General features: G+C 49.0%; 11 protein-coding genes. 5 read left to right on the top strand and 6 right to left on the bottom strand.

Annotated elements, in window-relative coordinates:
- Positions 1-126 precede the first annotated feature (126 nt).
- The 3 genes from S7335_RS05150 (at position 127) to S7335_RS05160 (ending at position 7,866) form a co-directional block, all read left to right on the top strand.
- Complete coding sequence (locus S7335_RS05150) at positions 127-3,339, top strand: ATP-binding protein (RefSeq protein ID WP_006455770.1); 3,213 nt, start codon at positions 127-129, stop codon at positions 3,337-3,339.
- A 72-nt stretch (positions 3,340-3,411) separates the two neighbouring features.
- Complete coding sequence (locus tag S7335_RS05155; RefSeq protein WP_006453925.1) at positions 3,412-4,557, top strand: response regulator; 1,146 nt, start codon at positions 3,412-3,414, stop codon at positions 4,555-4,557.
- A gap of 195 nt (positions 4,558-4,752) precedes the next feature.
- Positions 4,753-7,866, top strand: coding sequence for a GAF domain-containing protein (locus tag S7335_RS05160; protein ID WP_038017135.1), 3,114 nt, complete (start codon positions 4,753-4,755; stop codon positions 7,864-7,866).
- Between the two features lie 87 nt (positions 7,867-7,953).
- Here S7335_RS05160 and S7335_RS05165 read toward each other — a convergent pair whose 3' ends face one another.
- From S7335_RS05165 to S7335_RS05185, 5 genes are all read right to left on the bottom strand, one after another.
- A complete protein-coding gene (locus S7335_RS05165; RefSeq protein ID WP_006457617.1) occupies positions 7,954-8,745 on the bottom strand; it encodes an ABC transporter ATP-binding protein in 792 nt (263 codons plus the stop codon).
- A gap of 3 nt (positions 8,746-8,748) precedes the next feature.
- Complete coding sequence (locus S7335_RS05170) at positions 8,749-9,645, bottom strand: ABC transporter permease (protein WP_006457722.1); 897 nt, start codon at positions 9,643-9,645, stop codon at positions 8,749-8,751.
- Complete coding sequence (locus tag S7335_RS05175) at positions 9,645-10,709, bottom strand: ABC transporter substrate-binding protein (protein WP_006456271.1); 1,065 nt, start codon at positions 10,707-10,709, stop codon at positions 9,645-9,647. The genes S7335_RS05170 and S7335_RS05175 overlap by 1 nt, the downstream gene beginning before the upstream one ends.
- A gap of 131 nt (positions 10,710-10,840) precedes the next feature.
- Entirely contained in the window at positions 10,841-13,465 is a 2,625-nt protein-coding gene (locus S7335_RS28750; RefSeq protein WP_006455199.1) for a DUF4912 domain-containing protein, read from the bottom strand.
- A 194-nt stretch (positions 13,466-13,659) separates the two neighbouring features.
- On the bottom strand, positions 13,660-13,956 hold the full coding sequence (locus S7335_RS05185; protein ID WP_006453416.1) for a hypothetical protein: 297 nt from the start codon (positions 13,954-13,956) through the stop codon (positions 13,660-13,662).
- A gap of 226 nt (positions 13,957-14,182) precedes the next feature.
- Here S7335_RS05185 and S7335_RS05190 point away from each other — a divergent pair, with 226 nt between their 5' ends.
- Positions 14,183-14,866 carry a cation diffusion facilitator family transporter gene (locus S7335_RS05190; protein WP_006455518.1) on the top strand — a complete coding sequence of 228 codons (684 nt, stop codon included), beginning with the start codon at positions 14,183-14,185 and terminating at the stop codon, positions 14,864-14,866.
- A 101-nt stretch (positions 14,867-14,967) separates the two neighbouring features.
- Entirely contained in the window at positions 14,968-15,753 is a 786-nt protein-coding gene (xth, locus tag S7335_RS05195; protein WP_006455022.1) for an exodeoxyribonuclease III, read from the top strand.
- A gap of 109 nt (positions 15,754-15,862) precedes the next feature.
- On the opposite strand, the gene S7335_RS05200 is transcribed toward xth, so the two are convergent.
- Positions 15,863-16,402, bottom strand: a complete 540-nt coding sequence (locus S7335_RS05200; protein WP_006455121.1) for a PleD family two-component system response regulator — start codon at positions 16,400-16,402, stop codon at positions 15,863-15,865.
- Between the last annotated feature and the right edge of the window lie 13 nt (positions 16,403-16,415).

Consider the following 16,415-nt stretch of genomic DNA (forward strand, 5'->3'; position numbering starts at 1 on the left):
CGTTCTGTTATCGAACGGTGTCGATAACAGTGACTGTTTCGCCTAATCTCCAAGGAGCATAAACAATCTTCAAGGAGCATAAACAAACTGATATGAGCGAAAAGTTCAATAGCCCAGGATAATTCTATGTCTGCTCGCCCGCCTGCTCTGTTATCTTCTGGTGATACGACTAGCTCGGTGGTACCGCCAGAAGTCACGCTGACAATTTGCGATCGCGAGCCCATCCGTATACCAGGCCAGATTCAGCCTTATGGACTGCTACTAGTACTTGCCGACAAGACCCTAGAGATCTTGCAGGTAAGTAAAAACGTCAGGTCTTTTCTAGGTCTAGAACCGGCCGAATTGCTAGGTCAGCCGCTAAGTCGGATAGCAGAAGAACAGCAGTGCCAGTCTATTCGACAGACAATCCAAGCGCTACAGACGTCTAATCAGCCTTCTGGACGAAGCGCACCTATCTCTTTAGACTCAGTGATTTTGTCTGGTACTGCTAGGCAAACTGATGTGGTAGAAGCACCGGTATCTTCATGGCGCGGACTTTTGCACGTCAGTGCAGATAGCATCATTCTAGAGCTTGTTCCCGATGCCACAGCAGCTTCTGCTAAGCAGCCTGAAAACATATTCACTAAGCTGCATCAGAAAGTTAGCCAGTTTCAACTAGCAGACGGTTTGACAGCGCTCACCAATCAGATTGTACAGGCGGTAGCAGAACTAACCGGATTTGATCGGGTTATGGTGTATCAGTTTGCCACCGATTACAGCGGGACGGTGATAGCGGAGGTAATGGCACCGTCGCTAGAAGCATCAAGCTTCTTTGGTTTAAGATATCCCGCGACTGATATTCCAGCCCAAGCTCGCGATCTTTATCTCAAAAACTGGTCGCGGACCATTCCAGATGTTGGGTACGAGCCAGTTGGGATCGTTCCAGATTTGCATCCGCTGACGCACAGTCCGCTCGATCTAGGCGCAGCGGAGCTAAGAAGCGTATCGCCAATGCACCTAGAGTACCTACAGAACATGGGCGTGCGGGCGTCGATGTCAATTTCGCTAATTGTAGAGAATCGTCTGTGGGGCCTGATCGCTTGCCATCACTCTCAGCCTAGATCGGTGAGCTTGGATATCCGAAATGCCTGTGAGTTTCTCGGACAGATAGCTTCTCTAGAGCTGTTTCGTCAACAGATACGGACAGAAAAGCGCTACCTAGCAGAGGTTCGTAGCATTCAGCAGCAAATTCGGCAGACGTTGATGCGATCGCATCCTACTTATGCCATTGATTCTGTACTAAAGCAGCATCAGCAGGCACTGTTAGCGCTAGTTCATGCTACCGGTGCGGCTATCGTCTTCGACGAGCATCTGACGTTGATAGGCGATACACCTGCTGCCGAGAGCGTCCATGCGCTAGCAACGTGGCTAGTGCAGAAGCGACAGGACGTTTACTGTACCCACTCGCTTGTACAAGAATTTACGCTACCTGAGTCTGAACAGAACCGTGCCTGTGGACTACTGAGCATATCCATCTTCCTATCCCAGTCCTCTTACCACGTGCTGTGGTTTAGGCCCGAACTAGTTCAATTGGTCGAGTGGGCTGGCAACCCCTCAAAGTCAACAACTGTCGGTGAAGACGGCAGCTTGTATCTGTCTCCGCGTCAGTCATTTGAGCGTTGGAAAGAATCAATACACAATCAATCCCTCCCTTGGCAAAGTAACGAAGTCGTCGCAGCGCACGAATTGCATTCGACGTTGCTATTAGCAGCGTTAGAATTTTCTCAAGCTTCGCTAAAACGAGTTGCCAGTGAAGCGAATACTGCCAACCGGGCAAAGAGCCAGTTCTTGGCAAAAATGAGCCATGAGCTGCGAACGCCACTCAACGCGATTTTAGGCTTTACTCAACTGCTCCACTATCATGAGACACTCTCTTTTGAGCAGCGAGATCGGTTGAATATTATCAATCGTAGCGGAGAGCATTTGCTATCGCTGATCAACGACGTTTTAGAAACTTCTCGAATTGAAGCTGGGCAGCTCAGACTAAACGAGAGCTGTTTTGATCTGCATCAATTTATTGAGTCAATACGAGAGATGTTGACGCTGCGCGCCAGCAACAAGAATCTGTTGTTGAAGGTCAATCAAACTCCTCGGGTTCCTCAATACGTATGGGGCGACGAGATCAAGCTTAGGCAAGTAATTATCAATCTCGTGGGAAATGCCATCAAATTCACTAACAATGGAGAAGTTAGGATAAGGGTTTCCTGCTTGTCAGGAATGGGTAAGGCGCCTATTGCAAAGTTAACAGAAGAGCAGGAAGAAGTCCTCACTGAAGAAGTCCTAACTAATGAGATAGAAGGCGTAAGCATCACTGAAAAAGTATCTAATACTGCTTGCATTCAATTTGAAGTAAGCGATACTGGCTGCGGCATCAAATCTGAGAACTTTGACGCTATCTTCGAGCCCTTCAAGCAGACTAAAGCAGGCCGTCGGGCATACGAAGGGACGGGACTAGGGCTTTCGATTAGTCGTCAGAACGCCCGGCTAATGGGAGGAGATATTGAGGTGCACTCACAGTTGGGCGAGGGTTCAACGTTTGTTTGTCACGTCCAGCTAGGCCTGAGGACAGCAAATGACCTTACCGCACCAAAACAGCCACTACGGCGAGTTGTCGCGCTTGCCGCAGGTCAAAGAGACTATCGGATTCTAGTTGTTGAGGATGTAGCTGAGAATCGCCAGCTGCTGATATCTCTACTGACAACTATATGCTTTGAGGTCTGCACTGCTAACGATGGAAAAGAGGCTGTAGACCTCTGGCGGCAATGGCATCCCGACTGCATTTTGATGGATTTATACATGCCAAGGATGGATGGATACGCAGCAACTCAGCAAATCCGCGCTGAGCAAGCAGCGATCGAATTGACTTTTCCGCCAGCTATCATCGCGCTGAGCGCTTCTGTAATTGATCACTTTCGCAGCGACTTAGTCAGTTTCGGGTTTGATGACTATGTCTCTAAACCCTTTCAAATCAACGTCATTCTCGAGAAAATAGCTGAACATACAGGGGCTCTCTACGAATACGCAGACGACAATAGTAGCGACATCGATACCGATACATCGCCTAAGATGGTATTGCCGATAGAACCAGAGCAGATAGCAGCATTGCGATCGCAGCTTCTAGCCCAACCCGAAGCCTGGCAGGTTGATTTCCACCATGCGGTTCTAGGCGCTAGAGAGCACAAGATCGAACAGCTCATTGAGCAGTTGTCAGCGAAGAATGTTGCTGATTCGCTACGAACCTGTCTAGGACAGCTTCGGTTTGACTTACTTCAGCAACTGATCGAACCGTTATCTGGCTAATCTTAACTTGAAGGGGCGAGTAATCACCTGGCGCTACCTCGTATAATTATCAGTAGTGCTTGATCCCAATACATGACTTCGGCCCATGATTTGCGAACGACTGGCGATATCTTAATTGTTGACGATCAGCCCGAGAATTTACAGCTGCTACTTGATACCTTAAGTCGCCAAAGCTATGAGTTACGCCGCGTACTCAGTGGACAGCTAGCCATTCAGGTAGCACAGTTCGATCCGCCCGACCTAATCTTGCTAGATATTCGTATGCCAGACATGGATGGATACGAAGTTTGTCGCCAGCTCAAAACTAATAAACGAACACGAGATATCCCCGTCATTTTTCTAAGTGCCTTAGATGATCCAGTTGATAAGGTAAAAGCATTTGATGTCGGCGGCGCTGACTATGTATCAAAGCCTTTTCAGGTTCCTGAGGTGCTGGCTCGGGTGCGCCATCAGCTACAGATTAGACAGCTTCAGAGGCAGGCCGAAGAGCAGCAGCAGCAGCTTCAAAGAAGGGCCCAGGCGTTAGAGATGGCAAATCAAGAACTAGAGTTCTTCTCCTCATCCGCTTCCCATGATCTCACCGCGCCTTTGCGGGGACTGCAAAGCCTATCAGAAGTTCTGATAGAGGACTATGGCGATCGCCTTGATGAGTTAGGTCAAACGTATCTACATCGGATCCGTTCAACCGCTATAGAGATGGACTTACTACTGAAGACGCTATTGGACTACAGCCGGATGAGTCGCACCGAATTCTCAGTCGGCCCGGTTTCACTACAAGCGGTTGTTGCCAATACGCTACAAACTCTGCGCTCTACGATTGAGAGCAGTGGGGCTGATATTGAAGTTCAGCCAGATTTACCTAGTGTTGTTGGATTCTCTTTAATTCTAGAAAGGGTCGCTAGTAATTTGTTGACCAATGCGCTGAAATACGTCGAACCCGGTAGCTTTCCGAGAGTTTATATTGGCGCTGAGAGAAAACAACAAACCGTTCGCTGGTTTTTTCAAGATAGCGGCATTGGTATTAGTGAAGACGATCAAGCCCGAATCTTTAAGCCGTTCGAGCGTTTGCACGGTAGTGAGTCATATCCAGGCACAGGCTTTGGACTAGCCATCGTGCAGCGTGGCATCACTCAACTAGGTGGCTACTGTGGCGTTGAGTCCGAGCTAGGCAAAGGAAGTCGGTTTTGGATCGAACTGCGCACTAGTGATTTGGGATAGTAGACGAAAAGCTATATGCATCAATACCTTTAGAGCTGGAATGGCTTTGTAAACCAGCTATGCTCCGGTTGCGCCTACCCAAAAGTGAATATCAATTATGAAACAAAGGGATAGGCTTACTCGCTCGATGTTTGTATCGATAGATGGGGCATGTTGATTACAGAAGAAAGATCGAAACTTACTGTTGCTCTCTCTATGTATGCATCCTCTACTGCTTCAACTGTCTCAACCGATGATTGCCAACAGGCGCTAGCTCGCAATCTAGAATATCAGAAGGTCCTTGGACGCATTCTTCATAAAGTTCGCAACTCTGTTTCGCTTGATGCTATTTGCATGACTACAAGCCAAGAGATTGTACGGCTACTCAACGTAGAACGAATAGCGTTTTATCAATTTGATGCAGACTGGAGTGGACAGTTCATCGATGAATATGGCTATGCCGGCTCGCCTTGGAATCAAATCGAAGCATTTGGTCAGCATCAGGTATGGAAAGATACGCACCTACAAGAAACTCAAGGAGGCCGATACAAAACGCACGATCCGTTTGCGGTGCCTGATATCTATGAAGCAGGCCATGCACGATGCCACATAGAGATGCTCGAACAGTACCAGATTCGCGCCTATGCGATCGCACCGATCTTTGCAGGCAATAAACTGTGGGGGCTACTCGCGGCTTATCAGCACTCAGCTCCTCGCGACTGGAGCAACTACGAAATCGATTTTCTTGCCCAAGCCGCAGACTACTTAGGAATTGCGTTCCAGCACTCTCTAGAGCTACAGTCCTCAGCGGCGAGGCAGCGCTCTTTGAGTGAGGTTGTCGGTAAGATTCGCTCTTCGCTCAGCGTTTCGGCCATCCTAGAAACAGCCTGTGAAGAACTCTGCAATCTTTTGTTTGTAGAAAGAGCCGCTGTATATCAGTTTGACAAGGACTGGAGCGGTAATTTTGTTTGTGAGCACAGCCCTTATTCTCAGCTAGACGGTGTCAATCCTTTTGGGAAGAATCAGGTCTGGGAAGATACCCACTTGAAGGAAACCAAAGGGGGCCGCTATCGCAATAATGAAAGTTTTACAGTCGCAGATATCTATCAGGCCGATCATGCTCGCTGCCATCTAGATGTATTAGAGCAGTTCAAGATCCGCGCCTATGCACTCGCGCCCATTTTTGTAGGAGATCGTCTCTGGGGTTTGTTCGGAGCCTACCAGCATACGACTACACACGATTGGCAGGGCTACGAAATTGACTTTTTGACTCAGCTAGCTGCTCAAATTGGGGTGGCTATTCAGCAAGCTGAACTGCTTGGCTATTCAAAGACACAGGCGATCGCCCTTGAAAAGTCAGTATCTCGTCAAAAAGCGCTCACCGAAGTCGTCAGCAAAGTGCGATCAGCACTAGATATTGATCTTATTCTCATAACAACCTGCAAAGAGGCTGTCAACTTACTAGAAGTGGATCGCGTCGCCGTCTATCGCTTCAATGAAGACTGGAGTGGACAATTTGTCAGTAGTTTCTACCGGCAAGATCCTGATGCAGAAGTCAGCATTCCCTTCGGACAGACACCTGTTTGGGAAGATACTCACCTACAAGAAACGCAAGGAGGCCGCTATCGCAACAACGAGACGCTCGCCATCAACGATATCTACAAAGCAGACTATGCTCGCTGCCATATCGATCTACTAGAGCAGTACAAAGTAAGAGCCTACGCGCTAGTGCCTATCTTTGTGGGACAAACGCTTTGGGGCTTACTTGCGGCCTATCAGCACCTAGCACCTTATGAGTGGCAGAAAGTCGAAGTTGATTTTCTTTCTCAAGTTGCCAATCAACTTGGCGTGGCTATCCAAAGCGCTAAAACCTTGAAGGATAGTCAGATCCGCGCAGAAGATTTGCAACAAGCGGCTGAACAACGCGAAATCTTGTTCGATGTCGTAGCCAAGATTCGAGAGTCTTTAGATCTAGAGACTATCTTCAATACTACCGCTCAAGAAGTTCGGCGATCGCTTAGGGCAGACCGCGTAGGTATCTTCAAGTTTGAAGATGACTCTAACTATTGCAGGGGCCAGTTTGTTGCAGAAGATGTCTTGTACAAGTTTGGTTCAGCCATGAACTTGATGCTAGAAGATCATTGCTTTGGTGACAGCTATGCTACCCAATATTCCAAAGGTAGAATGCAAATCATTGCTGATGTCTTGACGGCCAACTTTCAAGCTTGTCATGTCAATTTTCTAGAACGGCTGCAAATCAAGGCCCAAATCGTTGTGCCTCTAATGAAAGGAACAGAGCTATGGGGGTTGCTCTGTATTCATCAGTGCGAACATACTCGTCACTGGGCAGATAGCGCTGTTGAATTTGTCAAACAAGTCGCCGTCCAGCTTAGCGTAGCGCTGCTTCAAGCTAGCCTACACGCACAGACTCAAAAGCAAGCCGAACAGCTAGCAGAAAGCGTAAAAGAACTACAGAGCGCTCAACTGAAAGTCATTCAGTCAGAGAAGATGGCTAGTTTGGGTCAGTTAGTAGCAGGCGTTGCTCATGAAATTAACAACCCTATCAGCTTTATCTATGGCAATCTAACGCACGCAGAAGACTATGTTACTGACCTCCTTCAGATAATAGACTGCTACCAAAGCGCTTATCCAACGCCTGAGAGCAGCGTCACAGCCTGCCTAAGCAGCATAGACGCGGACTTCATTAGAAATGATTTGCCGAAGCTCTTTCAGTCTATGCAGGTCGGTACTCAGCGTATCCGTGAGATTGTCAGCTCATTGCGTAACTTTTCGCGGTTGGACGAATCTGCACCCAAAACTGTCGATATTCATGAAGGAATTGACAGCACGCTGATGATCCTGCAGAACCGCCTAAAGCCCTCACCTAGCCAGCCAGGTATCCACATCATCAAGAACTACGACTCGCTACCTAAAGTAGAGTGCTTCCCAGGTCAGCTCAACCAAGTCTTCATGAATCTATTAGCGAATGCTATCGACGCTTTAGAAGAACGCAACCAAGATCGCTCAGAAGACTCTCTTGAGGAAGATCCTAGTCGGATCGAAATTACAACATCCGTGCATCAGCCTGATAGCGTAGCGATTCGTATAGCCGACAATGGTAGCGGCATGCCTCAAGAGATGCTTGATAGCGTGTTTGATCCATTTTTCACGACTAAGCCAGTGGGCAAAGGTACCGGATTAGGTTTATCAATTAGCTACCAGATTGTCACTGAAAAGCATAATGGCAAACTGTACTGCCATTCGTCGCAGGCGCAAGGAACAGAGTTCGTTATAGAAATTCCAATTGAGCAGAAAGAGATGGCTCATTAGGGCCAGGTCTGCCTATCAGGTCTGCTCATCAGGTAAGCAAAACGCCGCTAAGCGTATTCAACCAGGCCCCAAAGCGATCGCCTTTGTTTATCGCAGCGCATGGACGATGTGACGCTTATAGTCCAAAAACTCAGAAGTTAGCTTCATGTCTAGCTCGCGATGTGTGGGCAGATTAATTGGGATAGTTTCGCTCAGTCTGCCAGTTCTATCCATGATGTGCACTTGCTGTGAGAGAAATATGGCCTCTTCTACATCGTGAGTAATCATCAGCACCGTGATTTGACTGTTTACCCATAGGTCATGAAAAAAGGCCTGAAGCTGCTCTTTGGTTTGCGAGTCGAGTGCGCCAAATGGTTCATCCATGAGCAACACTTCTGGCTCGTTGGCAAGGGCCCGGGCGATCGCCACACGCTGCTTCATGCCACCCGATAGTGCCTTTGGATAGGCTTTAGCACTACTACTTAATCCAACAATGTCTAGATAGTGAGCAACTCTGCGATTCAGCTCAGCTCTGGCCATGCCCTTGAGCCTCAGCCCAAAGGCTACATTCTCGGCAACTGACAGCCACGGAAAAAGCGTGTAGTTCTGAAATACCATTCCTCGATCGGCCCCGGGGCCAGGGACAGGTGCACCATCGACCATGATTGTGCCACTAGTTGCCTTACTCAGCCCAGCCGCAATACTTAGCAGTGTGGACTTGCCGCAGCCTGAAGGGCCCACAATACAGCTAAATTCGTTGGGTGCCAGCGATAGGCTCACATCATCTACAGCCGTTATCTTTCGCTTGCCCTGGCCAAAGACTTTGGTAATATTGCGAATCTCAAGCTTATGAACTGGTGGCTGTACTGGCTCTGACGATGGCAATGTTGTTGGATGCATAGGCTAGCTCATCTTAGAATCGGCCCAGGGAAGCCACAGCCGAAACAGTAGCTTGAAGGCGAAGTCTGTAGCTAGTCCAATCAGGCAAATGATGAGGATACAAAACATGGCGCGATCGGTTTGCAAGTATCGTTGCGATCGCACAATCGTAAATCCCAACCCATTTTCGGCTGCAATCAGCTCAGAGAGCACCAAAAAGTTCCACGCGCCTGCAACATTCACTCTCAGCGTGTCCAAAATGCTGGGTAGCGTTGCCGGTAAAATGACCCGGTGCACGACATCCCAACGAGTCGCCCCGAGCGTATAAGCGACATTGAGCGTCTCATTGGGAATGAACTTGACTGCATCTGCAATCATCGTGGCGTTGTAGAACACAATTCCCAAAAAGATGATAATGATCTTAGAAGCTTCATCAATCCCTGCCCAGATAATGATCAGCGGGACGAACGCCGCAATTGGTAGGTAGCGGGCTGTGCGAATAAATCCACCTAGCAAGCTATCCATGCTATAAAAGGTGCCCATCGCTAAGCCCACCGGAATGCCCACCAGTGCTGCAAAGGTAAAGCCAGCTATCACCCGCGCCGAGCTAGCGAAGATATCAACTATCAAATCGCCATCAAGCAGCATCGAAAAGCCGCGCACAACCACAGCAGTAGGTGTTGGCAAGAACTTAGCATTGACAAACTCGCCATAGCTTAGGCCCGCCCAGATTAAGACTGGAACTGTAAGAGACACTATCACCAGCAAAGCTTGCAGCCATCCAGGAAAACCCTGACGAATACTCCAGAATACTGAGGGCCGTAGATAGCGGCGATCTAATCTAGGTTCTCTGCGTTCTTGGCTAAGCTTTTCTGGGGGGCTCTCTTCCGGCTGGTGGGTAGATAGTTGGCTAGCCGCCATTACACGTCTGCTGCCTCAACAAACTGTGGCTCAATCAGCGTAGACAAATCGCCAGGATCTGACTCTATCTGACCTTCTTCAAGCAAAAAGGCGGATAGCTCTGCCAACGGCTTGCCTAGATACAGATCGCTATCTGGCTGAGCTAGCATTTCGAGATTTGCTTCCTTATCAGGCAGCTCTAGACCGCTCAAATCACTTTCAAGATCCGCCGCTTCCATTTCTAAAACAGCAGCGCCGATCTCAATCCCCTCGTCTGGGTTTTCCTTTAAGTATTCAACGCCACGCAGCGTCGCATTGACAAAGGCCTGTACCGTCTGAGGGTTCTCTTCTGCAAAGGCTGTATCAAACACATAGAGATCAGAGATAGCAGTCGGCATTTGAGAAGAATCATAGATGATACGGCCATCTTCAGTAGCGTCTGCTGCCTCCTGTAAAAAAGGTGCGTAGGTCACCGCAATATCGACATTCCCCGACTGAAAGGCCGCGGCGGCGGCTGAAGGCTCGGTATTAATCGCAGTGATATCGTCTTTGCTCAGCCCAGCTTCTTTGAGCACCTGCAGCAAAAAGAAGTACCCAACCGCGCTAGTTTCTACAGCAACCCTTTTTCCTCTAAAGTCTTCGATGCTAGTAATGCTATCTCTAGCTAAGATGCCATCGATGCCAACGGAATTATCCTGCACCATAACAATCTTGAAATCTTTGCCTTGTGATTTGATTAAGACCGCTTCTGAAGTAACCGGTGCTACCGCATCTAACTGATCGCTCAAGAAAGCGGCAATGTACTCACTGCCTGAGCCGAACAGACGCAGCTCAAAGTCTAGGCCTTCTTCCTCGTAGTACCCTTTATCTTGGGCAATGTACATAGGAACCTGACCAGCCCAAGGAATACTGCCCATAGTGAGTGATAGACTAGCCGGCTGCGTGCCCTCAGCAGAGGTATCCTCAGCAGTGTCGCTTTGAGCGTCGTTCTGTGGGTTGCATGCCTTGAGTAAGACGGCTCCAGAAGCACCTGCTAACAGCTGTAAAGCATAGCGACGGCGAATTTTGTAAGGCCGATAGGTCATAAAGGATCTCCTCTTTAGCAGAGACTGTATCGCTTTTTCGAAAGTGTAAGAAGTATAAATACCTACCGTACAGACAGCTGAGAGATAGTTTTGCAAGCAGTAATTTTAGCCAACTTCTTTAGCTAACTTCCCTAGAACCACTCGTCTTTAGCCTCATCTTTAGTGTTAGTGTTGCGCTCTGGGGTTTCTCGCTTGAAGTGCAGATGAACGGCGCGAGTTTGTTCGCCATCAGCTGCTACCGCGCGAATGGGATAGTCAATCTGGCCATCAGGGAAGGCAATATGGAACCGGAAAGTGCCGTCGGGGTTGAGCGGAACAACTTTGTCTCCAATCGTGAGGGTTGCATCCGGTTCAGTAGCGCCATAGACAATCAGCTCTGCGTCGGCGACTAGCCAGAATTTGCGCGATCGCTCCGGCAGCACTGACCCACCAGAGCCAATCCCAGACATCGTTAGGCCCGACATGTTCAATCCTGATGCAGGGAGCCCCAGTGGACCCATCAAGCGCTCTAACCCAATTGGGCCTCCAGAGGGTGATAGTGCACCAGGCGCACTTTGCTGCATTGAACCGTACAGTGAACCAGCAACTCGTAGCGCCGCTTGACTTTGGGTTAGTGCGAATAAGTTGTCATAGATTCTTGGTAGGTCTGTGGCTTCACCTACTTCGGCAGGCTCTGTTGAGTCTAGGCTATAAGGCTGACCCAAATCGCCGAAGCTGCGGCCTACTAGCTGCTCTTGCCAATCGATACTAACAAACTGATCTTTCACCCATTCTGATGGATAGATTGGAGGAACTCGAATTGGAGTCGAGCGAGCTAATAGCAGCCAACGGTCATCCGCTGTGAGATAGCCAATCTCGCATAGATAGTCGCGATCGCTCACCGGCATCTCCAGATACCACGATCTTGCCATCTCATGGCAGTCCACTTGCTGCATGCTATGAGGCGCTTGCGAGGTTATGTCTAAATCGGTGACATCATACAGTCTAAGCATCAGCCTTTGGCCACCCTGCTGACGAAGCTCTTCTTTGTGCTCATTAGAGACATCCCAATAGGCATAGGCCCATTCAGGATCGCGAGGCAGTAAAACGATCCGGCTTTCACCGTATCCTTCAGGTAAATCTGCGAGACCGTTGTCTACGCTAGCAAGATCTTCAATAGTCAAGGGGGATGATTCTCCATTGCTGGTCAATACTTCAGCCTCTTCTTCTTCCGCTGTATCAGGTGTATCAGGTAGGACTTCTGCGGTAGATTCCTCCGTAGCTGCTGCTGAAACGCCATCGTAGATCACGGCGCTATCGCCAATAATCGTCTCCCTATTGGGTTCGATGTCTAGGGCAGTCTCGATCTCAGCAATGACCGTATCACGAGTGGGTTCTATGGCATTGATACCGCTGGCATCGAGATCACCCGGCGTGGTGGAGATCGACACGGCCGCAGTAGCAGGTGCTTCGGCAAGTGGCGTTTCGGCCTTTGCAGCTGTGGGGGAAGCTGGAACAGGAGGCGCTTCAAGAGGCTGTGTTTCGACAGAGGCGGTGTCGGCAATAGACGCTTCGACAGCAGGCGTTTCAATCGCAGGACTCTCAGTAGGTTCTTGCTCGAGGCTGCTTACAAGTATCGACTCAGCCAGTTCTACGGGTGCTGCTGCTGCTGGTTCAGCGTCTTCTAAAGTGAGTCCTAGGTCGTCGTCCCAAGGATCAGCTTCAAGCTCAGCTTCGATCTGATTATTTAGTGTTTCATCCCCTAATATCGCATCACCGTCTAGGCCTGTGCCATCTAAGTCTGCTCCCTCTATGGCGACTCCTTCTAAAGCCATAGAAGCTGCCGGTAGATCTAGATTAGTGCCTTCTAGATCGGGCGATGATTCCAAATCATTTGATTCTTGTAGTGATAAGGTTTCAGCCTCAGGAGTACTGGCGGTAGGTAGATCATTTCTAGACTCATCTACCACCCGATCACTCAAGACAATTGTCTGCGCTCTGTTCGATACTTCTCTATCACGCTCTAAGTCAGTTATAGGGGGTTCAACGGTCGCAGTTGGTGAAGTTTGCCGACGTGCCTCGGTAGGGTCTGATTGCGAACGACGCCTACCCAAAAACAGCCAAGCCAAGCCCAATATTCCTATTAATGGGATTAACCATACCCACCAGGGCGTTCCCTCAACCTCGACTTCGGCCGTATCGGCTGCGGTATCTACAGCTGGCGTTTCTGTAGCTGGCGTTTCTGTCTGGCCGATGACTGCGCTATCTGGCGGCAGTCCATCAAGTCCCCATAGGCCCTGCCGACCCTGACTAGCCCCTACATAGAGCGTCTCATTATCTTCAAATCTCAGCTCAGTGATCGCACTATCGTCGCCAACCACCGGCTGAAAAACATCTCCTCGCGGTTCACCATCGGTATTCCAAAACCGTACTTGTCCTGTCTGGGTGCCTGTAGCTAGGATTTCACCATTGTCGCTGAATGCTAGTGCCGTTACCGGTCCACCTGTTTCATCTAAAGGGCCCGCAACTACCTCACCTGCAGCGTTCTCGATGATGACAAGGCCATCCGCATCCGTCGTCGCCGTCAAATTTCCTTCTGGGCTAGTGGCTGTTGTTGTCGGCTCTAGCGCCTCAGAATCTTGAGCGATTAAGCGCTCGGTAGTGTCTATCCTCGGGACATCCTGAGCACCGGTTGCAAAGGCCGACCGCTGAATCGGAACAGCAAGGGCCGTCAACAAGCAGAGCTTTGCAAAGGTGGAACGGTTGACACGCATCATAAAGCCTGAAGTTTCAAAATTTTTTCACATCTATGAAATTACTTTAATATCTCAGTGAATCATCAGCGAGTCAATTACGTTTGTTAGAAGGCCGAACGATCTTGCGACTAACCTGCGACTAAAGCTACCAGGTTGATGAAACGTTAATCTAGACCGGTAGAAGAGGACAAAGCGCTCTCAACCCACGAGCTTTATCAAGGAGTTTGTCCTTTCCTTTTGCCAGAGCGTTTGTTTTGACCGGGCGCAGTTTGATGGGCTCCAAAGTATTTCTCGCTTCGATAGCGCAACCAGATTCTGAGCTGCTGAGGAACTTTATCCTTTTGCGTTTTGGTCAGCTGTTGATAGAGTGCTAATGCCTTTTCGCGCTCATGCCGACAGGCCGCGTTGCGATGTGCATCCCATAGCCCCTTTGCTGCTCGGATTCGACGACAGGTTTCTTTGACTAAGTCTTCACCTTCTAGTGGTTTGTTAGGCTGCTTGGATTTGGCCATGATGTTTTGAATTGCGTATGACAGGAGTTGGACTGAAGCTTCGGATCTTGGCTAAAGTCCTTCGCTCTCAAGTTTTGTGCCCTTTTTGGTTGCCGATCTTGAGTCATCAGGCGGGCCGTCACAAAAACCGTCTATCTGCGACTATTTTTGAACGCCTTTGAGGGTATGCTTCATTTTATCTTGCTTACGTTTGCTATCCGGTTACTGACTTTACGTGAGATCAGCTATGTCTGAGCATCATCATTCTGAAGATTGCCATTCGGCGGGGTGCCATCATCACGGCGTACCGTCGACGCCCCAGCAGGTGCGCTCGCTTAGAATTGCCCTCGTGTTTATTGCTAGCTTCTCTATTGCTGAGCTTTGGGTAAGCTTGCATACGAATAGCCTATCTTTGATGGCAGATGCTGGACATATGGCGTGTGATGTCGGCGCGATTTTGCTTTCGTTATGGGCTGCGAGCAAGTCACAGACAGATACACGTTCAAATACGAGTCCTGAAAGGCTACAGGCGATCGCCGCGCTAGTAAATGGCATTCTGTTGCTGGTGGTCAGTGGCTGGCTAGCCCGAGAAGCTATCGAGGCGCTGCAAATGCTACCTACAGAAATATTAAGTCAGCCTGTGGCTGCCACTGCCGCGGTTGGTTTGGGCATCAACGGACTCAACGCCTATCTATTACATAGCCATGCTGACGATAACTTGAATATGCGCGGCGCTTTCTTGCACATGGTTGCAGATGCCGGTAGCTGCCTAGGGGTGTTGGTAGGAGCGGTGCTGATTGCCAACTATCAGTGGTACTGGGCCGACGGTGTGGTCAGTGGTGCGATCGCTCTGCTCATTACCTCAAGTGCTATTCCGCTCATCCGCCAGAGCTGGTCTACTCTTAGTTCTAAGGCCATTCTTACCAACTGAGTGATAGCAACAGACTGAAAGACTTCGTCGTCAACGCGTTCTAGCGGACCTCACCGCTTAGAATACAAAAGTCTTGCGTCTTTGGTCTACACACTACCGCTATGAAAGTCACCTCCTGGAATGTCAACTCCATTCGCACTCGTCTAGAGCAGGTTACTCAATGGCTACAAGCGAATCCTGTTGATGTTCTTTGTCTTCAAGAAACCAAAGTTGTCGACAAAGATTTTCCGGCGCAAGCGTTCATAGATATCGGCTACCACGCTTACTTCTATGGCCAGAAATCTTATAACGGCGTCGCCCTAGTGAGTAGAGCACCTCTAGAATCGGTGCAGATGGGCTTTGGAGCCATTCTGGATGAAGCTACTGTTGGCGATTTAGATGCCCAGAAAAGAGTTATCAGCGGCGTTCTTGGCAATGTGCGAATTGTTAATCTCTACGTTCCTAATGGCTCGTCTATCAACAGCGAGAAATATGAATACAAGCTTAGCTGGCTCGCCTTGCTAAAACAATATCTAGTTCACCAGCTAGAAGCGCATCCCAAACTTAACGTCTGCGGCGATTTTAATATCGCCCTCGAAAATAAAGATATTTATACAGACAAAAACAGAGATAAACACATTATGTCTTCCCCTGTCGAAAGACAAACCCTTCGCGATGTGCTCTCTGTTGGTCTATCCGACGCCTTTCGAAAATTCACAGACGAAGGCGGTCATTTTAGCTGGTGGGACTATCGCACCAACTCTTTCGCTCGCAATACGGGTTGGCGCATTGACCATCACTACCTTTCACCCTCGCTCTACGAAATAGCAACGAGTTGCACGATCGATACCGTTCCTCGTGGGTTAGAAAGGCCCAGTGATCACGCTCCGGTGACAGTAGAGTACTAGATTGAGCTACTGGCCAAGCGCTTGATAAACCGACTAAATCCAGTCTTGGTAAGCTCGCGCTCTATCGGAATTTAGAGACTGGTCAATAGCTAGCCCTAAGTAAGAGCGCTTATGCTAGCTTTTCTTTAATAAACGCAAGAATCTCGTTGTTTTGAGCCTTGAGAGCAGCGACTTCTTGAGCGATCGCTTCAACTTGCGTTTGTAGGACTGCAAATTCAGTAGAAGTGTCTTCATCGCTAGCTGCTGTGGGCGTGAGTGTTTGAGGTCGTGCCCTGCGAGCTTTAGCCATCGCTCCTTTGATTGCACCGATTAGCTCTTTTTGCTCAAAGGGTTTTTCAATAAATTCAAAGAATTCGAAGGGTTCGCTAATCTTTTCCGTTAGCTCTTCGCGGCGGCCTGACATCATCACCAACGGGATGCTTTGAAATTCAGGGACTGCCTGGATTTCCTGATAAACTTCGTAGCCGCTCTTCCTAGGCAACAAAAAGTCCAGCATGATTAGGTTTGGCTTTTGATTGCGGATGGCATCAATGCCTTCGATTCCGTCGGTCGCTTCGATGACTTCAAAATTTCCGTTCGGTAACATATCACGTACCCGAGCGCGGATGACTCTGCTATCGTCGATTACTAAAATTTTGTGATTGGCCACGACGAGCTCTCCG

The organism is Synechococcus sp. PCC 7335 (assembly GCF_000155595.1).
Classification (GTDB): Bacteria; Cyanobacteriota; Cyanobacteriia; order Phormidesmidales; family Phormidesmidaceae; genus Phormidesmis.

Excerpts from the sequence above, each read along its gene's own strand:
- S7335_RS05165 (WP_006457617.1), bottom strand. The coding sequence starts at position 8,745 with ATGCATCCAACAACATTGCCATCGTCAGAGCCAGTACAGCCACCAGTT.
- S7335_RS05190 (WP_006455518.1), top strand. The coding sequence starts at position 14,183 with ATGTCTGAGCATCATCATTCTGAAGATTGCCATTCGGCGGGGTGCCAT.
- S7335_RS05175 (WP_006456271.1), bottom strand. The coding sequence starts at position 10,709 with ATGACCTATCGGCCTTACAAAATTCGCCGTCGCTATGCTTTACAGCTG.
- S7335_RS05155 (WP_006453925.1), top strand. The coding sequence starts at position 3,412 with ATGACTTCGGCCCATGATTTGCGAACGACTGGCGATATCTTAATTGTT.
- xth (WP_006455022.1), top strand. The coding sequence starts at position 14,968 with ATGAAAGTCACCTCCTGGAATGTCAACTCCATTCGCACTCGTCTAGAG.
- S7335_RS05185 (WP_006453416.1), bottom strand. The coding sequence starts at position 13,956 with ATGGCCAAATCCAAGCAGCCTAACAAACCACTAGAAGGTGAAGACTTA.
- S7335_RS05150 (WP_006455770.1), top strand. The coding sequence starts at position 127 with ATGTCTGCTCGCCCGCCTGCTCTGTTATCTTCTGGTGATACGACTAGC.
- S7335_RS05170 (WP_006457722.1), bottom strand. The coding sequence starts at position 9,645 with ATGGCGGCTAGCCAACTATCTACCCACCAGCCGGAAGAGAGCCCCCCA.
- S7335_RS28750 (WP_006455199.1), bottom strand. The coding sequence starts at position 13,465 with ATGATGCGTGTCAACCGTTCCACCTTTGCAAAGCTCTGCTTGTTGACG.
- S7335_RS05160 (WP_038017135.1), top strand. The coding sequence starts at position 4,753 with ATGTATGCATCCTCTACTGCTTCAACTGTCTCAACCGATGATTGCCAA.